The 15,518-nt window shown below is 65.3% G+C and carries 15 protein-coding genes; 7 read left to right on the forward strand and 8 right to left on the reverse strand.

Annotation, left to right across the window (positions count from 1 at the left end):
- Position 1: 1 nt before the first annotated feature.
- Together ACFOW6_RS14085 and ACFOW6_RS14090 are read right to left on the reverse strand one after the other, a co-directional pair.
- Positions 2-1,030, reverse strand: coding sequence for a ligase-associated DNA damage response exonuclease (locus ACFOW6_RS14085; RefSeq protein WP_382423036.1), 1,029 nt, complete (start codon positions 1,028-1,030; stop codon positions 2-4).
- A 62-nt stretch (positions 1,031-1,092) separates the two neighbouring features.
- Positions 1,093-2,262, reverse strand: coding sequence for a LacI family DNA-binding transcriptional regulator (locus ACFOW6_RS14090; RefSeq protein ID WP_382423037.1), 1,170 nt, complete (start codon positions 2,260-2,262; stop codon positions 1,093-1,095).
- Here ACFOW6_RS14090 and ACFOW6_RS14095 point away from each other — a divergent pair.
- Genes ACFOW6_RS14095 through ACFOW6_RS14115 form a run of 5 tightly spaced genes read left to right on the forward strand, consistent with a single transcriptional unit; the run spans position 2,261 to position 7,969 of the window.
- Positions 2,261-3,328: a sugar phosphate isomerase/epimerase family protein gene (locus tag ACFOW6_RS14095; protein WP_382423038.1), complete on the forward strand. Its 1,068-nt coding sequence runs from the start codon at positions 2,261-2,263 to the stop codon at positions 3,326-3,328. The two genes, ACFOW6_RS14090 and ACFOW6_RS14095, sit on opposite strands and share 2 nt — an antisense overlap.
- Positions 3,321-4,457, forward strand: a complete 1,137-nt coding sequence (locus ACFOW6_RS14100; protein ID WP_382423039.1) for a Gfo/Idh/MocA family protein — start codon at positions 3,321-3,323, stop codon at positions 4,455-4,457. Before ACFOW6_RS14095 ends, ACFOW6_RS14100 begins: the two co-directional genes overlap by 8 nt.
- Positions 4,454-5,962, forward strand: a complete 1,509-nt coding sequence (locus tag ACFOW6_RS14105; RefSeq protein ID WP_382423040.1) for a sugar ABC transporter ATP-binding protein — start codon at positions 4,454-4,456, stop codon at positions 5,960-5,962. The genes ACFOW6_RS14100 and ACFOW6_RS14105 overlap by 4 nt, the downstream gene beginning before the upstream one ends.
- Positions 5,959-6,963, forward strand: coding sequence for an ABC transporter permease (locus ACFOW6_RS14110; RefSeq protein WP_382423041.1), 1,005 nt, complete (start codon positions 5,959-5,961; stop codon positions 6,961-6,963). Before ACFOW6_RS14105 ends, ACFOW6_RS14110 begins: the two co-directional genes overlap by 4 nt.
- A gap of 43 nt (positions 6,964-7,006) precedes the next feature.
- Positions 7,007-7,969 (forward strand): ABC transporter substrate-binding protein, encoded by a 963-nt coding sequence (locus ACFOW6_RS14115; RefSeq protein WP_382423042.1) that lies wholly within the window; start codon positions 7,007-7,009, stop codon positions 7,967-7,969.
- A gap of 117 nt (positions 7,970-8,086) precedes the next feature.
- Here ACFOW6_RS14115 and ACFOW6_RS14120 read toward each other — a convergent pair whose 3' ends face one another.
- Positions 8,087-8,986 (reverse strand): VOC family protein, encoded by a 900-nt coding sequence (locus ACFOW6_RS14120; protein ID WP_382423043.1) that lies wholly within the window; start codon positions 8,984-8,986, stop codon positions 8,087-8,089.
- A gap of 169 nt (positions 8,987-9,155) precedes the next feature.
- Here ACFOW6_RS14120 and ACFOW6_RS14125 point away from each other — a divergent pair, with 169 nt between their 5' ends.
- Both ACFOW6_RS14125 and ACFOW6_RS14130 read left to right on the forward strand, forming a co-directional pair.
- Positions 9,156-9,575: an HIT domain-containing protein gene (locus ACFOW6_RS14125; RefSeq protein ID WP_382423044.1), complete on the forward strand. Its 420-nt coding sequence runs from the start codon at positions 9,156-9,158 to the stop codon at positions 9,573-9,575.
- An 11-nt stretch (positions 9,576-9,586) separates the two neighbouring features.
- Positions 9,587-10,486: a pseudouridine-5'-phosphate glycosidase gene (locus tag ACFOW6_RS14130; protein WP_382423045.1), complete on the forward strand. Its 900-nt coding sequence runs from the start codon at positions 9,587-9,589 to the stop codon at positions 10,484-10,486.
- A 2-nt stretch (positions 10,487-10,488) separates the two neighbouring features.
- Here the strand turns inward: ACFOW6_RS14130 and ACFOW6_RS14135 are convergent, their stop codons facing one another.
- The 5 genes from ACFOW6_RS14135 to ACFOW6_RS14155 all read right to left on the reverse strand — a co-directional run bounded on the left by ACFOW6_RS14135 (position 10,489) and on the right by ACFOW6_RS14155 (position 15,404).
- Positions 10,489-10,659 carry a hypothetical protein gene (locus ACFOW6_RS14135; RefSeq protein ID WP_382423046.1) on the reverse strand — a complete coding sequence of 57 codons (171 nt, stop codon included), beginning with the start codon at positions 10,657-10,659 and terminating at the stop codon, positions 10,489-10,491.
- On the reverse strand, positions 10,656-12,053 hold the full coding sequence (locus ACFOW6_RS14140; protein ID WP_382423047.1) for an amidase: 1,398 nt from the start codon (positions 12,051-12,053) through the stop codon (positions 10,656-10,658). Before ACFOW6_RS14140 ends, ACFOW6_RS14135 begins: the two co-directional genes overlap by 4 nt.
- Positions 12,043-13,458, reverse strand: coding sequence for a TRAP transporter large permease (locus ACFOW6_RS14145; protein WP_382423048.1), 1,416 nt, complete (start codon positions 13,456-13,458; stop codon positions 12,043-12,045). The genes ACFOW6_RS14140 and ACFOW6_RS14145 overlap by 11 nt, the downstream gene beginning before the upstream one ends.
- 63 nt (positions 13,459-13,521) lie before the next feature.
- Complete coding sequence (locus tag ACFOW6_RS14150) at positions 13,522-14,124, reverse strand: TRAP transporter small permease subunit (protein ID WP_382423049.1); 603 nt, start codon at positions 14,122-14,124, stop codon at positions 13,522-13,524.
- Between the two features lie 89 nt (positions 14,125-14,213).
- On the reverse strand, positions 14,214-15,404 hold the full coding sequence (locus tag ACFOW6_RS14155) for a TRAP transporter substrate-binding protein (protein WP_382423050.1): 1,191 nt from the start codon (positions 15,402-15,404) through the stop codon (positions 14,214-14,216).
- Positions 15,405-15,518 lie beyond the last annotated feature (114 nt).

Here is a 15,518-nt window from a genome sequence, read left to right on the forward strand (position 1 = left end):
CTCAGACGGCCTCCTGCTCCTCATCGCCGCGACCGATCAGCGACAGGGCGCGGGCGTGCAGGCCCTGCTGCTGCGCAAAATGGATCAGCGCCTCCTCGTTGCCGTGGGTAACCCAGATCTCCGGCGCACCCACATCGGCGAAGGTGTCCGTCAGCTCGTCCCAGTCGGCATGATCGGAAATCACCAGCGGCAGCTCCACGCCGCGCTGGCGGGCACGCTGGCGCACCTGCATCCAGCCCGAGGCCATGGCGATCACCGGCTCGCTCAGCCGCCGCGCCCAGCGGTCAGCGATGGCCGAGGGCGGCGCCAGCACCAGGGCCCCCGCCATCTCCTCCTTCTGGCTGGCGGTGGCCGGACGCAGCTCGCCCAGTTCGACCCCGTGGGCGCGATAGAGCTCGCAAAGTTCTTGCAGCGCGCCGTGGATGTAGATCGGCGCGTCATAGCCTGCACGGCGCAGCAGCGCGATCACTCGCTGCGCCTTGCCCAGAGCATAGACGCCCACCACGTGCGTGCGCTCGGGAAAGAGCCGCATCGAGTTCAGCAGCTTGTCGACCTCCCGGTCCGGATCGGGATGGCGGAACACCGGCAGCCCGAAGGTGGCTTCCGTGATGAAGACGTCGCAGGGCACCGGCTCGAAGGGTGCACAGGTGGGATCCTCCCGCCGCTTGTAGTCGCCGGAGACCACGATGCGCTGACCATCATACTCCAGCACCGCCTGGGCCGAGCCAAGTACATGGCCTGCCGGCACCAGCTGGACCCGTGCCTCGCCGATATCGATCACCTCTCCATGGGCCAGTGCCTGCTGTTCGCGGCCCGCCTTGTCCGTGTAGCGGCTGCGCATGATGGCCAGCGTCTCGGCCGTGGCCAGGACCTTGTCGTGTCCGGGACGCGCATGGTCGGCATGGCCATGAGTGACCAGCGCGCGCGGCACGGCGCGATGCGGATCGACATGGAAATCCCCGGGTGCGCAGTACAGGCCCTGGTCGGTCACATAGAGCCAGCTTTCGGGTCGGAGTTCGCGTCGTGGCATGGTTCAGGATATGGCGATCCGGCACGTCTTGACCAGCCCTCGCTGCCGCACCGCGCCAGGCGTCATGCCGGTCCGGCACTGCCTCCGCTCAGGAACTCGACGGGCAGGACCTGGTCTGAGAGCGGCAGTGTCGCCTCGCTCGCCAGTAGGTCGAGCAATGCCCGGGCGGCGGTCCGCCCGATCTCGCGTCGCGGCTGCCGGATCGTGGCAAGTGCTGGCGCCAGGTGGGCCGCCAGCTCGATGCCGTCGAACCCGACGACGGACAGGTCGTCTGGCAGTTTCACGCCGCGGCGCTGCAGTTCCCCCATCAGTCCGCAGGCCATGGCGTCGCTGGCGCAGAACAGGGCCGTGGGACGATCCGTCAGCTCGAGCCAGGCCCGGGCGGCGCGTTGGCCCGAAGCATAGGAGAAGTCCCCCGGCAGGAACCAGTCTCCCCGCACCTCCAGCCCCCGCGCCGCCAGCGCCTGTTCCACGCCCATTTGCCGCGTCTGCGTCAGCACGTTGCCCGGCGGCCCCTGGACATGGCCGATGCGCCGATGGCCGAGCCCGGCCAGGTGAGCGATCGCGAGCTCCGCGGCGGCCGCATTGTCGATACGCACCCGCGGTGCCTGCAATCCCTCGATCCATTCGCAGGCGAGCACGGTGGGCGGTGGTGAACCGCCGCGGCCGCCACGCACCAGGGCATCCGCCGGAATCGCGCCGTCCAGGGCGATCAGCCCGTCCGCGCGTCGACGGTCGGCGTAGTCCAGTGGATTCGAACCGCCGCGCGTATCGGCGATCAACAGATTGTAGCCGGCCGGCGACAGCACCTCGGCGATGCCCCCCAGAATCTCGGAGAAGAAGGGATTGGCCAGATTCGGGACAAGTGCCACGATCCCGCCCGAGCGCTGCCGGCGCAGGTTGCTGGCGGCATGATTGACGGTGTAGCCGATGCGCTCCACGGCGGCGAGGACGGCATGCCGGGTTGTGGCCGTAACCGTCTCGGGCCGTGACAGGGCGCGGCTGACCGTGGCGGTGGAAACACCTGCCGCCTCGGCCACGTCCACAATGCGCGGCGGGCGCTTCCCGGGCCCCTGGCCGTCGTTCATCGGCGGATCCTCATCGGCGGTCTCGGCACGCTTCGATTCCCTCTTGTAATCGATTACATTCCCTTCATACACTACCTGAACCGAGTACAGAAGCGCGGCCACGGCAATCTGCCCTGAGACCACGCCAGCGACGGGAGGAAACATGAAGACCATCCAGGGCCCTGCGCTGTTCCTCGCGCAGTTCGCCGACGACGAGGCGCCCTTCAACTCCTGGGACAGCATCACGCGTTGGGCGGCGGATTGCGGCTATATCGGCGTTCAGGTTCCAAGCTGGGACACGCGCCTGATGGACCTGGCGCAGGCGGCAGAGTCGACAGGCTACTGCGAAGACCTCAAGGGTCGTGCCGCCGAGAACGGCATCCAGATCACCGAGCTCTCCGCCCACCTCCAGGGCCAGCTGGTCGCCGTCCATCCCGCCTATGACGAAGCTTTCGACGGCTTCGCGGCCTCCGAGGTGCGCGGCGACCCGAAGGCACGGCAGGCCTGGGCCGTGGACCAGGTGCACAAGGCCATCACGGCCTCGCGCAATCTCGGGCTCAGCAAGCTCGCCGTTTTCTCTGGCGCGCTGGCCTGGCCCTACGTCTATCCCTGGCCGCAGCGCCCGCCGGGCCTGATCGACACGGCCTTCGACGAACTCACCCGCCGCTGGCGCCCCCTGCTCGATCACGCCCGGGACAACGGCGTCGATCTCTGCTTCGAGATCCACCCCGGCGAGGACCTGCACGACGGCATCAGCTTCGAGATGTTCCTGGACCGCCTCGATCAGCACCCCAGCGCGCAGATGCTCTACGACCCCTCGCACTACGTCCTGCAGGCGCTGGACTACATCGCCAACATCGAGATCTACCACGAGCGCATCGGCATGTTTCACGTCAAGGATGCCGAGTTGAACCCCACGGGCAAGCAGGGCGTCTACGGCGGATTCCAGCCCTGGACGGAGCGTGCCGGCCGCTTCCGGTCGCTTGGCGACGGCCAGGTGGACTTCGGGGCCATCTTCTCCGAGCTTACCCGGCACGGCTTCGGCGGCTGGGCCGTGGTGGAATGGGAATGCGCCTTCAAGCATCCCGAGGACGGCGCCCGCGAAGGCGCACAGTTCGTGCGCGACCATATCATCCGCGTGACCGACAAGGCCTTCGACGACTTCGCCGGCGCCGGGACCGACGAAGCGGCCAACCGGCGCATGCTGGGACTGGACCGCGGCCATGGCTGAGCGTGTGCGTCTCGGCATGGTGGGCGGCGGGGCCGATGCCTTCATCGGCGCCGTCCATCGCATCGCGGCGCGCCTGGACGGACACTACGAACTGGTGGCCGGTGCACTCTCCTCGACCCCAGACAAGGCCCGTGCCTCGGGCGAGGCCGTGGGCCTGCCGCGAATCTACGACACCTACGCCGAGATGGCGAAGCGCGAGGCCCGGCGGAAGGACGGCATCGAGGCGGTGGCCGTGGTCACGCCCAACCATCTCCACTACGCGGTCGCGCGCGAGTTCCTGAAGCGCGACATCGATGTCATCTGCGACAAGCCGCTGACCGGCACCCTGCCCGAGGCGCGCCGGCTCGCCCGGCTGGCGGAAAGGTCGAAGGCCCTCTTCATCCTGACCCACAACTACACCGGCTATCCCATGATCCGCCAGGCACGGGAGATGGTGGCCGACGGGGAACTCGGCAGGCTGCGGCTGGTGAACGTGGAGTATCCGCAGGACTGGCTGACGGAACCGGTGGAGCAGCAGGGGGTGAAGCAGGCGGAATGGCGCACGGACCCCGATCGCTCCGGCACCGGTGGTGCCATTGGCGACATCGGCACCCACGCCTTCAACCTGGCCCAGTTCGTGACAAGGCTGGAGCTGGATCGGCTGAGCGCCGACCTCGACAGCTTCGCACCGGGCCGACGGCTCGACGACAATGCCCATGTGATGCTGCGCTTCGAGAGCGGCGTGAAGGGACTGCTCTGGTGCTCGCAGGTAGCCCCGGGCGTGGAGAACGGGCTGCGCCTGCGGATTTTCGGCGACCGCGGCGGCCTGGAGTGGTTCCAAGAGGAACCGGGCCGGCTGTGGGTGACCCGCCACGGCGAACCCAAGCGCCTCTACACCCGCAACGGCGCCGGCGCCACGCCGGGCAACACCGCCAGCAGTCGCATCCCGCCCGGGCACCCTGAAGGCTACCTGGAGGCCTTTGCCAACCTCTATGCCGAAGCGGCCGAGGCGATCCGCGCCCGACGCGAGGGTCGGCCCGCCCCGGCGAATCTGCTGCCATCCGTGAACGACGGCCTGCGCGGTGTGGCCTTCGTGGACGCCTGCGTGCGCTCCTCGGCCCGCGACGCGGCCTGGGTGAGGCCGCGATGAGCACTCCGGAGGCCGTCGCCGCGCTCGCGGGCGTCTCGCATCGCTTCGGACCGGTGCAGGTTCTCTTCGACCTCGATTTCGACCTGCGTCCGGGCGAGGTCCACGCCCTGATCGGCGAGAACGGCGCCGGCAAGTCCACCGCCATGAAGATCCTCTGCGGCTATCTGACGCCCAGTGAGGGGACGGTGATGCTGGACGGCCAGTCCGTCCGCTTGTCCTCGGTCGAACAGGCGGAAGCGCACGGGCTCGCCATGATCCACCAGGAATTCAACCTCGCCGACCAGCTGACAGTGGTCCAGAACATCTTCCTCGGCCGCGAGCGCTGCCGCGGCCCCTTTCTCGACCATCGCGCGATGCGGGCTGAGACCCGCGCGCTGCTCGACCAGCTGCAGTGCCGGGTGGACGTGGATGCCACCACGCGTGATATCTCCGTTTCCGACAAGCAGATGGTGGAGATCGCCGAGGCCCTGTCGAAGAACGCCCGCGTGCTGGTCATGGACGAGCCGACCGCGGCCCTCACCCGCCGCGAGATCGACATCCTGTTCGAACAGATCGAACGGCTGCGCGCCCAGGGAACGGCGATCCTCTACACCTCGCACAAGCTCGACGAGGTTGAGCGCATTGCCGACCGCGTGACCGTGCTTCGCGACGGCCGCATGGTGCTTTCGGCGGCGGCAGGCGAACTGGACAGCGATCGCATGGCCAACGCCATGGTCGGGCGCGAGATGTCTGACCTGTTTCCCGCCCGCAGCGGGCACGCGGGCTCCGAACAGGCGCTGGAGGCGGAGAATGTCTCCGTCCCCGGCCTGGTCGAGAATGCCTCCTTCACGCTACGCCGGGGCGAGATCCTCGGCTTCGCCGGCCTCATCGGCGCGCGGCGCACGGAGCTGATGGAGAGCGTCGTGGGCCTGCGCCCGCGCAGCGGCAGCGTGCGCCTCCAGGGGCGCCTCCTTCGTCCCGGCTCGGTCGATGCCGCGCGGCGCACCGGCCTCGTCTACCTCACCGAAGACCGGAAGTCCCGCGGGCTGCTCATGAACAAGTCGCTGCGCGAGAACCTGACCCTGCTGGCGCTCGACCGCTTCTCCAACGGGCTCATCGATCGTCGGGCCGAGGACGCGGCGCTGGATCAGGCGGCGGTGGACTACGATATCCGCATTCCCGACCGCGACATGCCCGCCGGCAACCTGTCGGGCGGGAACCAGCAGAAGCTGCTGCTCGCCAAGACCATGCTGGCGGATCCGCAAGTGGTGATCATCGACGAACCAACCCGCGGCATCGATATCGGCGCCAAGCGGCAGATCTACGAGTTCATTCACAAGCTCACCGCCGAGGGACGCAGCGTAATCGTGATATCCTCCGAGATGACCGAGGTCATTGGCCTCTCCGACCGGGTGGTGGTGATGCAAACCGGGCGCATCGCCGGCGAGCTGTCAGGCAGCGACATCACCGAGCAGTCCATCCTGCGGCTCGCCATGGGCCTGAGCACCGAGGAGGTCACATCATGAGCCAGGCCGACCGCTCTGCTGCTCCTGCGCGGCGTACGCTGCGGATCAACCTGCATGCGCTCGGCCCCCTGCTGGCGCTGATCGTCCTGTTTCTCATCGGCATTGCGCTGCACGAGAACTTCCTCAGCTACGCCAACATCACCAACGTCCTGGCCCGCTCCGCCTTCATCGGCATCATCGCGGTGGGCATGACCTTCGTCATCACCGCCGGGGGGCTGGATCTCTCGGTGGGCTCCATGGCGGCCTTCATTGCCGGACTGATGATCATGGTGATGAACGGCCTCCTGCCGGTCATGGGACCGGGCGTCGGTGTGATCCTCGTCGGCGTAGCCGCGGCGCTGCTGACGGGTCTCGTCGCCGGGGCGATCAACGGCCTGCTGGTGGCCCGCGCACGCATCGAGGCGTTCATCGTCACGCTTGGCAGCATGGGCATCTATCGCTCGCTGGTCACCTGGCTGGCGGACGGGGGCACGCTTTCGCTCGACTTCCAGCTGCGTGAGATCTACAGGCCCGTTTATTACGAAGGCATCCTGGGCGTCAGTTGGCCGATCCTCGTCTTTGCTCTGGTGGCGCTCGTCGGCGAGATCGTCCTGCGCCACACCCCCTTTGGCCGGCATTGCGCCGCCATCGGCTCGAACGAGCAGGTCGCCCGCTACTCCGCCGTCCATGTGGACCGGGTCCGCACGGCCACCTTCGTCCTGCTGGGCCTTCTGGTGGCGGTGGCGACAATCATGTACGTGCCCCGCCTCGGCTCAGCTTCATCGGCCACCGGCGTGCTGTGGGAGCTGGAGGCCATCGCCGCCGTCATCATCGGAGGAACGGTGCTCAAGGGCGGTTTCGGGCGCGTCTGGGGGACGGTCATCGGCGTCCTTGTCCTCAGCCTGATCGGCAACATCCTGAACCTCACGGACGCCGTCAGCCCCTATCTCAACGGCGCCATCCAGGGCGCAATCATCATCCTGGCCGTCGTTCTGCAGCGCGGCAGAGCCGCCCTGCGGTGACGACCAGGCAACAGCCGCGCAAGCGGCAGAAGCAAGGGAGGTTATGATGACATTCAGAAACGGCATCGCCGCAACAGCAGCGGCATTCGCCATGACCATGGCCGTGCCGGCCATGGCCCAGGACGAAGAAACCACGGTAATCGGCGTTTCCATTCCCGCCGCCACCCACGGCTGGGCGGGCGGCATGAACTACCACGCCAAGCAGGCCGTGGACCGGCTCGAGGAGCAGTACGAGCAACTCGACTTCGTGATGGCGACGGCCTCCGATCCCTCCAAGCAGGTCAACGACATCGAGGACATGGTCGCCGCCCGCGAAATCGACGCGCTGGTGGTCCTGCCCTTCGAGTCCGAACCCCTGACGGGTCCGGTGAAACGCGTGGCCGATTCCGGAACCTGGGTGACGGTGGTCGACCGCGGCCTGGCACAGGAAGGGATCGAGGACCTCTACGTCGCGGGTGACAACCCGGGCTTCGGGCGCACGGCGGGCGAATACTTCGCCGAAAACCTGGAGGAGGGCTCCAAGATCGTGGTGTTGCGTGGCATTCCCACCACCATCGACAATGAACGCGTGGAGGCCTTCCAGAAGGCCATCGAGGGCTCGGGCATCGAGATCCTGGGCATGGAGCACGGCAACTGGAACCGCGACGACGCCTTCACGGTGATGCAGGACTTCCTCTCCCGCTTCGACGAGATCGACGCGGTCTGGGCGGCCGACGACGACATGGCCATGGGGGCGCTCGCCGCCATCGACCAGGCCGACCGTTCCGACGAGATGTGGGTGGTCGGCGGCGCCGCCATGAAGGAAATGGTCAAGCGCATCATGGAAGGCGACCCGCAGGTTCCCGTCGACGTCACCTACCCGCCGGCGATGGCGGCCACGGCCATCGAGATGACGGCCCTGCGGTATGTCGCGAACATCCCGGTCTCGGGCGAGTTCATCATCGGCTCGGTCCTGGTGACGCCGGAGAACGCCGAGGACTACTACTACCCCGACAGCCCCTACTGAACGGGAAGCTCGACTGAACTGGCAGGGGACCTGGGCCGGACTGTGCCGGAAGGCACGTGTCCGGCCCAGGCTTGCCGGGCCTTCACAAAGGCTTCGCTGCAGCTTTGCCGTGAAGCTTCAGAGCGACTCGATCCCGCCGATACGTCCCATCCGCGGTTCCGGAACGGCGCCCCAGTAGTCCATGGAGGCCGGCGTGCGCGGCAAGGTTCTGGGCGGACGCGGACCCGTTTCGGGAAACTCCTCCATGCCGAAGCTGTACTCCACGGTCAGGCCATCGGGGTCGAGGAAATAGAGGAACATGGACTCCGAGGGCGGATGCCGGCCCGGCCCGAAGACGATGGGCACATCGTTCTTCTTCATGCGCCAGAATGCCTTCCCGATATCATCCACGTCGGTGACCATGAAATTGACGTGGTGAAAGTGGTTGGCAGACGCATGGGCGAGGCCCAGGGAGTGATGCAGCGGATTGGGGAAGCAGCGCATGAAGGTAATGGCGCCCTCGATCCTGTCGGAGGCACGGAAGTTCAACTGCTCAAGCAGGAACTGCTCGGTCCGGGCATGGTCACTTGCGCCCAGGACCACATGGCCCAGCCGCTCGATCTTGGTGTGCGTTGGCGTGAACGGCCGGTCCGCTTCCTCGAAGGAATGGAAGTATTCGAAGGTGGCGCCCGTGTTGGGTTCGCTGACGCGGAAGGCGTCGCGGATGCCCAGGTCCGCACTCTCCTCACTGTCCACCTCTTGAATGGGACAGCCGAGGGACGCCAGGTGCCTGCGCACATGGTGCAGGTCCTCCACGCTTTCCATCTGCCATCCCACGCGCCGCAGTCCCGGCTCGTGCGCCTGGTGGAGAATGATGTCGTGATGCCGCGGACTGCAGCGGAACAGCCGCTCGCCGGTCCCGGTCTCTCCTGTCTGCTGCAGGCCCAGAAGGGATTCGTAGAACCTGGCGGAGCGATCGAGATCGGTGACATTGAGTGCAACATACCCGAGACGGCGATACCTGAAATCGAGAGCCATGTGTCCTTCCCCGTGAACTGCGTAGGCCGGCAAGCATAACCATGCAGGCCTGTGTTACGAAACCGGCCAGGGCTCTGGAAATGTCATAGACTGGGGGCCGGCTTTTCCGTTGCACCTGCGGCGCAGTACTGGAACCTTTGTGAACAAGACGAAACGGGAGGTCCCTTCCATGACGGAGAACTTCGAACTGCACCCGGACCTGACGCGCGACGGCGTCGAGGTCATGGACCTCAGACTCTCGCGCCTGCTGCTGATGAACGACGCGGCCTGGCCCTGGCTGGTCCTGGTTCCCCAGCGGCCGAACAAGAAGGATTTCCATGACCTGGACCCCATGGACCAGTACCGCGTCTGCGACGAGATCACGATCTGCTCCCAGGCACTGAGCCGGCTTTTCAGTCCGGACAAGGTGAACGTGGCCGCACTCGGCAACATGACACCGCAGCTCCATGTGCACGTGATCGCACGCTTTGCCGACGATCCCGCCTGGCCGGGCCCGATCTGGGGCAAGCAGGACAAGCAGCCCTATGAACCCCATCAGCTTGAGGAACGTGTGCTGGCCCTGCGCCGGGAACTGAGCCATCCGCTGTGAGCAGGCCCCCCTTGGAGATCGCCCCCGACGTGGCCGCGGCCCTGCAGGCCGGGCAGCCCGTGGTGGCACTGGAATCCACCGTCATCGCCCAGGGCCTGCCCTGGCCCGATAACCTGGAAACGGCTTGGGCCATGGAATCCGAGGTGCGTGACGCCGGCGCGCTACCGGCCACCATCGGCGTGGTTGGCGGCCGTCCGGTCATCGGCCTGGACGAGACCCGGCTGGAGCATTTTGCACGGAACGGCGCAGCCATTGCCAAGCTCGGCAGCCGTGACCTGGGATCGGCCATGACCGGCAGCCGGGACGGCGCCACCACGGTTTCGGCCACGGCACGCCTGGCCGCACTGGCCGGCATCCGACTCTTCGCCACCGGCGGCATCGGCGGGGCGCATCGCAACAGTCACATGACCTTCGACATCTCCGCCGACCTCATGGAACTGGCGCGCAGCCCGGTGGCGGTGGTGGCCTCGGGCGCCAAGTCCATCCTGGACCTGCCGCGAACCCTAGAGCTGCTGGAGAGTCTTTCGGTGCCGGTTGTGGGGCTGGATTGCAGCGAGTTCCCGGCTTTCTATACGCGCAGCAGCGGCCTCTGCCTGGACCAGCGCGTGGGCAGCGCAACCGAGGCTGCGGCTCTGCTGCATGCCCATTGGCAGCTGGGCGGCAACGGACTGCTGTTGGCACACCCGGTCCCGGAGAAGGCCGCCCTGCCCTCTGCGAAGCTGGATGCCTGGATCGAGCAGGCGCTACAGGAAGCCTCGAGCGAGGGAATAACGGGAAAGGCGGTAACCCCCTTCCTGCTGTCGCGCCTGCACGGGATAAGCGAGGGTGCGACTTTGGCCGCCAATCGAGCTCTCTTGTTGGCCAATGCGCGTCAGGCCGGAGAGATCGCTTCGGCCTGCGCCAGGGCGTGACCTCACAGCTTGGAGTCGGACTTTCCCGAATGCTTCCAGAAATCCCAGCCCGCCAGGACCAGCGTTATGATCACGACCAGGATAAGGTCGATGTGCGGAACGCCGACAGCCAGGACCACCAGGAAGCCCAAAAGAAACAGGTAGGCCACCAGGGCCATGATACGGTCCGTCATGCTTTAGCCTCCAGCAGTTCGGGGGACTCCGTCATCTGCAGCGCCAGCCAACGGGCCGTACGCAGCAGGCGCGCATCGTCTCCCTTGCGTCCGATCAATTGTACACCCATGGGCAACCCGTTCTCCGCTTCCAGCAACGGAATGGTGACCACAGGCAGGCCGCAGAGCGTCCAGACGCCATTGAAGACCGAGTTGCCTGTGCTTTCCAGGCCAGCCGGCGCGGGCGTTGGCGTGGCCGGCGTCAGGAGGACATCGCAACGCTGGAAGATCTCGGCCAGCCCCGCATTCAGCACGTTCGGCCAATCCAGGGCGGCAATATAGTCGCGGGCCGGAATCTGCTTGCCCTTGTCCATCGCCGTGCGCAGGGGCTCGGACAGCTGATCCCAGCCCCGGCGTTCGTAGGTATAGTAGCATTTCGCCATCTCGGCGAAATTGATCCGCTCCCGGATCGTCGGCGCTTCTTCGAACACATTGGGCAGCAGGGCCTCGAAGCAGCCCTGACCCAGCAGGTCGGTCAGCTCCTTCATGGCCATCTGTGTCTGGGAATCGGCTTCGTCCCAGCCGGGTGGCCGCACGAACGTGATCATCGGCGTGACCGGCACATCCGCCTGGGCCGTCTTCAGCATGCGCGGCGGCGGCGTCGGCTCGGTGGCACTGTCCGCCTCGTCATGACCGAACAGGCAATCCCCAAGCAGGGCCGCATCCTGGAGGGTGCGGGCAAACACGCCGACAGTATCCAGGCTGGGCGATTGCGTCAGAATCCCGCGCCGGGGAATCGCACCGAAACTGGGCTTGAACCCGACCACGCCGCAATAGGCGGCCGGCCGGATCACCGATCCGTCTGTCTGCGTCCCGATCGCCAGCGGCACCATGCCCGCGGCCACCGCCGCCGCCGAGCCCGACGACGAGCCACCGGGAGTATGCTCGGGATTGTGGGGATTGCGCGTCTTGCCGGGCTGGCGGTAGGCCAATTCGGTGGCCACGGTCTTGCCCATGACGATTGCGCCGGCCGCCTTCAAGCGTTCGACCACATAGGCATCATCGCCGGGAACCCGTCCTTCGTCGATGACGGTTCCGTTCTCGGTGGGAATGCGCCGGGTGTCGATGATGTCCTTGAGCGCAACCGGTAGACCGTGCAGCGGACCGGTGGCGCGTCCCGTGCCGCGATACTTGTCGAGAGCCTGCGCCTGCTCGAGCACGTGATCGCTGTCCAGCCAGGTCCAGGCCTGCACCTCGCCTTCGCGCTCGGCAATGCGGTCCAGATAGCCCTGGGCCACCTCCTCCACCTTGAGCTGGCCCCGGACCATGCGATCCCGCAGCTCGACCGCGCTGAGGTCGAGCTGGGCATCTAGCTGCCCCTTGCGTGTCTGTATGCTCTTGTTCTTAGCGGCCATAGAACACCTGCGGCAGATAGAAAACCAGTTCGTTGAAGTTGTAGATCAGGGCCATGGCAAGGAAAACCATGAACAGGAAGGGCAACACGCCCTTGAAGATCTGCGTCAGCTGCACTTCGGGCGGCGCGATTCCCTTCAGGTAGTATGCCGACATCGCCATGGGCGGTGTCAGGAAGCTGGTCTGCAGGTTCAGCGCCACCAGGATGCCGAAGAACAGGGGGTCGATCCCGAACATCGGCAGCAGCGGCAGGAAGATCGGCACGAAGATGATGATGATCTCCGACCACTCCAGCGGCCAGCCCAGCAGGAAGATGATCAGCTGTGCCAGCAGCAGGAACTGCAATGGCGTCAGGTCAAGTCCCTCGACGAACTGCGAGATCAACTGCTCGCCACCCAGGTAGGAGAACACCGACGAGAAGACATAGGAGCCGACGAACAGCCAGCAGACCATCGCCGTGGTGCGCACCGTCAGGTAGACGGATTCCCGCAGGCGCTGGAACGTCATGGCCCGATAGATCACGGCCAGCAGCATGCCGCCCAGTGCCCCCACTGCAGCGGCTTCCGTCGGTGTCGCCAGGCCGAAGAGGATCGAGCCCAGGACCGCCAGGATCAGGAAGGCCAGTGGCAGGAAGGAGGTCGCCAGCATCAACAGCAGCCTCGGAAGAGAGATATCGGGCACCTCTTCCTTGGTGGGCTTTGGCGCGGCGCTGGGCTGCAGGATCGACCGGCCGACCACATAGGTTATGTAGAGCCCGACCAGCACGAGGCCCGGCAGCAAGGCGCCCGCATAGAGCCGCACGATGGACACGCCCGAGGATGCGGCATAGACAATCAGCATGATCGACGGCGGGATCAGGATGCCGAGCGTACCGCCGGCACAGATGATGCCGCTGGCGAAACTGGTGTTGTAGCGCACCTTCAGCATGGCCGGCAGGGCCAGCAGGCCCATCAGGGTCACCACGGCGCCCACGATACCCGTCGCCGTGGCAAACAGCATGCAGGTAATCAACGCGGCCACGCCCATGGAACCCGGCACGTTCTTGGCCGCGACATTCAGGGTCGAGAACAGGCGGTCGACGATGTTCGCCCGTTCGACGATATAGCCCATGAAGAGGAACAGCGGAACGGCGGTCAGAACCTCGTTCGACATGACCGTATAGGTCTGGTTGACGAAGAGGTCGAAGATCCGGCTGTTGAGCAAGCCGTCCAGCCAGCTCGTGGCCGAGGTCCACCAATCGGCGTCCTCCAGGCGCAGGTATTCGCGCCACATACGGTTGGGCTCGAAATAGGCGTAATAGCCCATGAACATGCCCAGGGCCATCAGCGTGAAGGCAATGGGAAAACCCAGGAACACAAGCACGATGAAGACGGCCAGCATCAACAGGGCGACTTGGGGGTCAGTCACGTTCAGCGGCTCCGTTCAAAATTGTTCTCGACGAAAGATGCAGCCTCGGCAGGCGCATCGGGTTCAGAGTTTATGCTTGTCACTGTCGGGGCCCGTCATCTCGTGCTCCGGGCCCGAGTGCAGCAGCATGTCCTCGGTCTCCTGCACATCCTCTTCCGGCAGGCGCCAATAGCCCTCACGCATGCAGAGGATACAGCGGAAGACCTGAGCGACGCCCTGAATCACCAGTAGGAGCGCCGCCAGGGCCATGGCGGTCTTGAACTGATAGATCGGCACACCGGCCGGGCTGTTCACGCTGACCTCGCCATAGCTCCAGGCCCGCTCGGCATAGTCCCAGCCACGGATCATCAGGGCCAGGATGCCGGGAAAGAAGAAGAAGATGTAGAGAACCAGGTCGACAGCGGCCTGGGTACGGGGCTTCCAGAGGCGATACAGGAAATCCCCGCGCACATGGCCGCCACGCGACAGGGTATAGGCCCCGCCGACCATGAACAGGCTTCCATACATGATGAAGGAAACGTCGAGCGACCAGGTGGTGGGGGCATTCAGAAGGTATCGCACGAAGACCTCGTAGCTGACACCGAAGGTCATCAGGATGATCAGCCATCCGAAACCCTTGCCGAACCAGCCCGAAAGCTTGTCAGCAAACTGAATATACCAGAGCATCTATTCCTCGCCGCTTCATTCAAGCGGCTCCGGCATCACAGGGCCTGCAATGCCGGAGCCGGTCTGTCCACCTGTTCTTGTTTGCCGGCTTAGAGAGCCAGCTTGCCCGGGAAGAAGTGCTCATAGGCCAGGGCATAGTCGGGCGCATTCATCAGCTCGTAGTAGCTGACCCGCTCGACCCATTCACGCTGGCTGTCCATGATGCGCTTGTTGAGATCATCCTCCTCCGCAAGCCGCTCGATGAGGACATCCCAAGCCTCCAGCTGAGCCGCCAGGATTTCCTCGGACGTACGATGCACGCTGACATTGTATTCGTTCTCGATCTTCTGGAGATCAGCCGAATAGTTGTCCATGGCAGAGGCCGTATTGGACGTGGAGGCCGCTTCCACCGCGTGCTTGAGAATCGCCTGCAGGTCCGGATCGAGGTCCTCATAGAAGTCCTTGTTGAAGATGAACTCGAAGCTTTCCGAAGCCTGGTGATAGGACGACAGGTAGTAGTTCTTGGCCACGTCCGGTGCACCGAAGCGCAGGTCGGACGAGGGGTTGTTGAACTCGAAGGCATCGATCACGCCGCGCTCCATGGCCGGCACGATCTCGCCGCCCGGCAGCTGGGCAACGGACATGCCCATCTCCTGCAACAGGTCGGCCGCCAGGCCCACGGTGCGGTACCTCAGTCCTTCGATGTCCTCGACGGTGCTGACCTCTTCCTTGAACCAGCCGAAGGGCTGGGCAAACATCGGGAAGCCCATGTAGCCAATCACGTTCAGGCCCAGGATATCTTGGGTAAGCTCGCGATAGAACTCGTCACCGCCACCCTGATAGAACCAGGACAGCATGGTGGTGGCCGAACCGCCGAACACAGGGCCGGTGCCGAAGAAGGACGCGGCCTTGTGCTTGCCGTACCAGTAGACCGGCACCGAGTGCGCACAGTCGATCACGCCGTCATGCACGCCGTCCATGACCTGGAAGGCGCCAACGACCGCACCGGCCGGCAACAGGTCGACCTCGATGCGTCCATTGGACATGTCCTGAACGCGATTGACGAATTCCTGGGCAAAATCCATCCAGATGTCCGAGGAGGGCCAGGATGTCTGCATGCGCATGACGATCGGGCTCTGGGCGAGAACGGCCGGAGCCGCGAAACCGGACGCCGCTGCGACACCGCCGGCAAGCGCGCCCTTGCTCAGGAACGAGCGGCGCGAAACACTCTTGGATTCAGAGGTGGCGTCCGTCGACGCAACATCCGTCTCCTCAGATACAGTATTGGTAATTTCTGTCATCGTTTACCTCCCGTAACATATTCTTTGAACTCATTCTTACCGTCCGCAATCTTCCGGACTGCTGGCCGAAGAGTAAATCATAAAGTTGTTTTCTTCGAAAGATGGATAAGACAC

This window comes from Fodinicurvata halophila (genome assembly GCF_042651425.1).
GTDB classification, from domain to species: Bacteria; Pseudomonadota; Alphaproteobacteria; order Kiloniellales; family DSM-21159; genus Fodinicurvata; species Fodinicurvata halophila.

Bases quoted from the DNA above. Each gene is read 5' to 3' on its own strand.
- ACFOW6_RS14120 (WP_382423043.1), bottom strand. From the start codon at position 8,986: ATGGCTCTCGATTTCAGGTATCGCCGTCTCGGGTATGTTGCACTCAAT.
- ACFOW6_RS14095 (WP_382423038.1), top strand. From the start codon at position 2,261: ATGAAGACCATCCAGGGCCCTGCGCTGTTCCTCGCGCAGTTCGCCGAC.
- ACFOW6_RS14150 (WP_382423049.1), bottom strand. From the start codon at position 14,124: ATGCTCTGGTATATTCAGTTTGCTGACAAGCTTTCGGGCTGGTTCGGC.
- ACFOW6_RS14090 (WP_382423037.1), bottom strand. From the start codon at position 2,262: ATGTTTCCTCCCGTCGCTGGCGTGGTCTCAGGGCAGATTGCCGTGGCC.
- ACFOW6_RS14105 (WP_382423040.1), top strand. From the start codon at position 4,454: ATGAGCACTCCGGAGGCCGTCGCCGCGCTCGCGGGCGTCTCGCATCGC.
- ACFOW6_RS14110 (WP_382423041.1), top strand. From the start codon at position 5,959: ATGAGCCAGGCCGACCGCTCTGCTGCTCCTGCGCGGCGTACGCTGCGG.
- ACFOW6_RS14115 (WP_382423042.1), top strand. From the start codon at position 7,007: ATGATGACATTCAGAAACGGCATCGCCGCAACAGCAGCGGCATTCGCC.
- ACFOW6_RS14085 (WP_382423036.1), bottom strand. From the start codon at position 1,030: ATGCCACGACGCGAACTCCGACCCGAAAGCTGGCTCTATGTGACCGAC.
- ACFOW6_RS14100 (WP_382423039.1), top strand. From the start codon at position 3,321: ATGGCTGAGCGTGTGCGTCTCGGCATGGTGGGCGGCGGGGCCGATGCC.
- ACFOW6_RS14140 (WP_382423047.1), bottom strand. From the start codon at position 12,053: ATGGCCGCTAAGAACAAGAGCATACAGACACGCAAGGGGCAGCTAGAT.
- ACFOW6_RS14125 (WP_382423044.1), top strand. From the start codon at position 9,156: ATGACGGAGAACTTCGAACTGCACCCGGACCTGACGCGCGACGGCGTC.
- ACFOW6_RS14155 (WP_382423050.1), bottom strand. From the start codon at position 15,404: ATGACAGAAATTACCAATACTGTATCTGAGGAGACGGATGTTGCGTCG.
- ACFOW6_RS14135 (WP_382423046.1), bottom strand. From the start codon at position 10,659: ATGACGGACCGTATCATGGCCCTGGTGGCCTACCTGTTTCTTTTGGGC.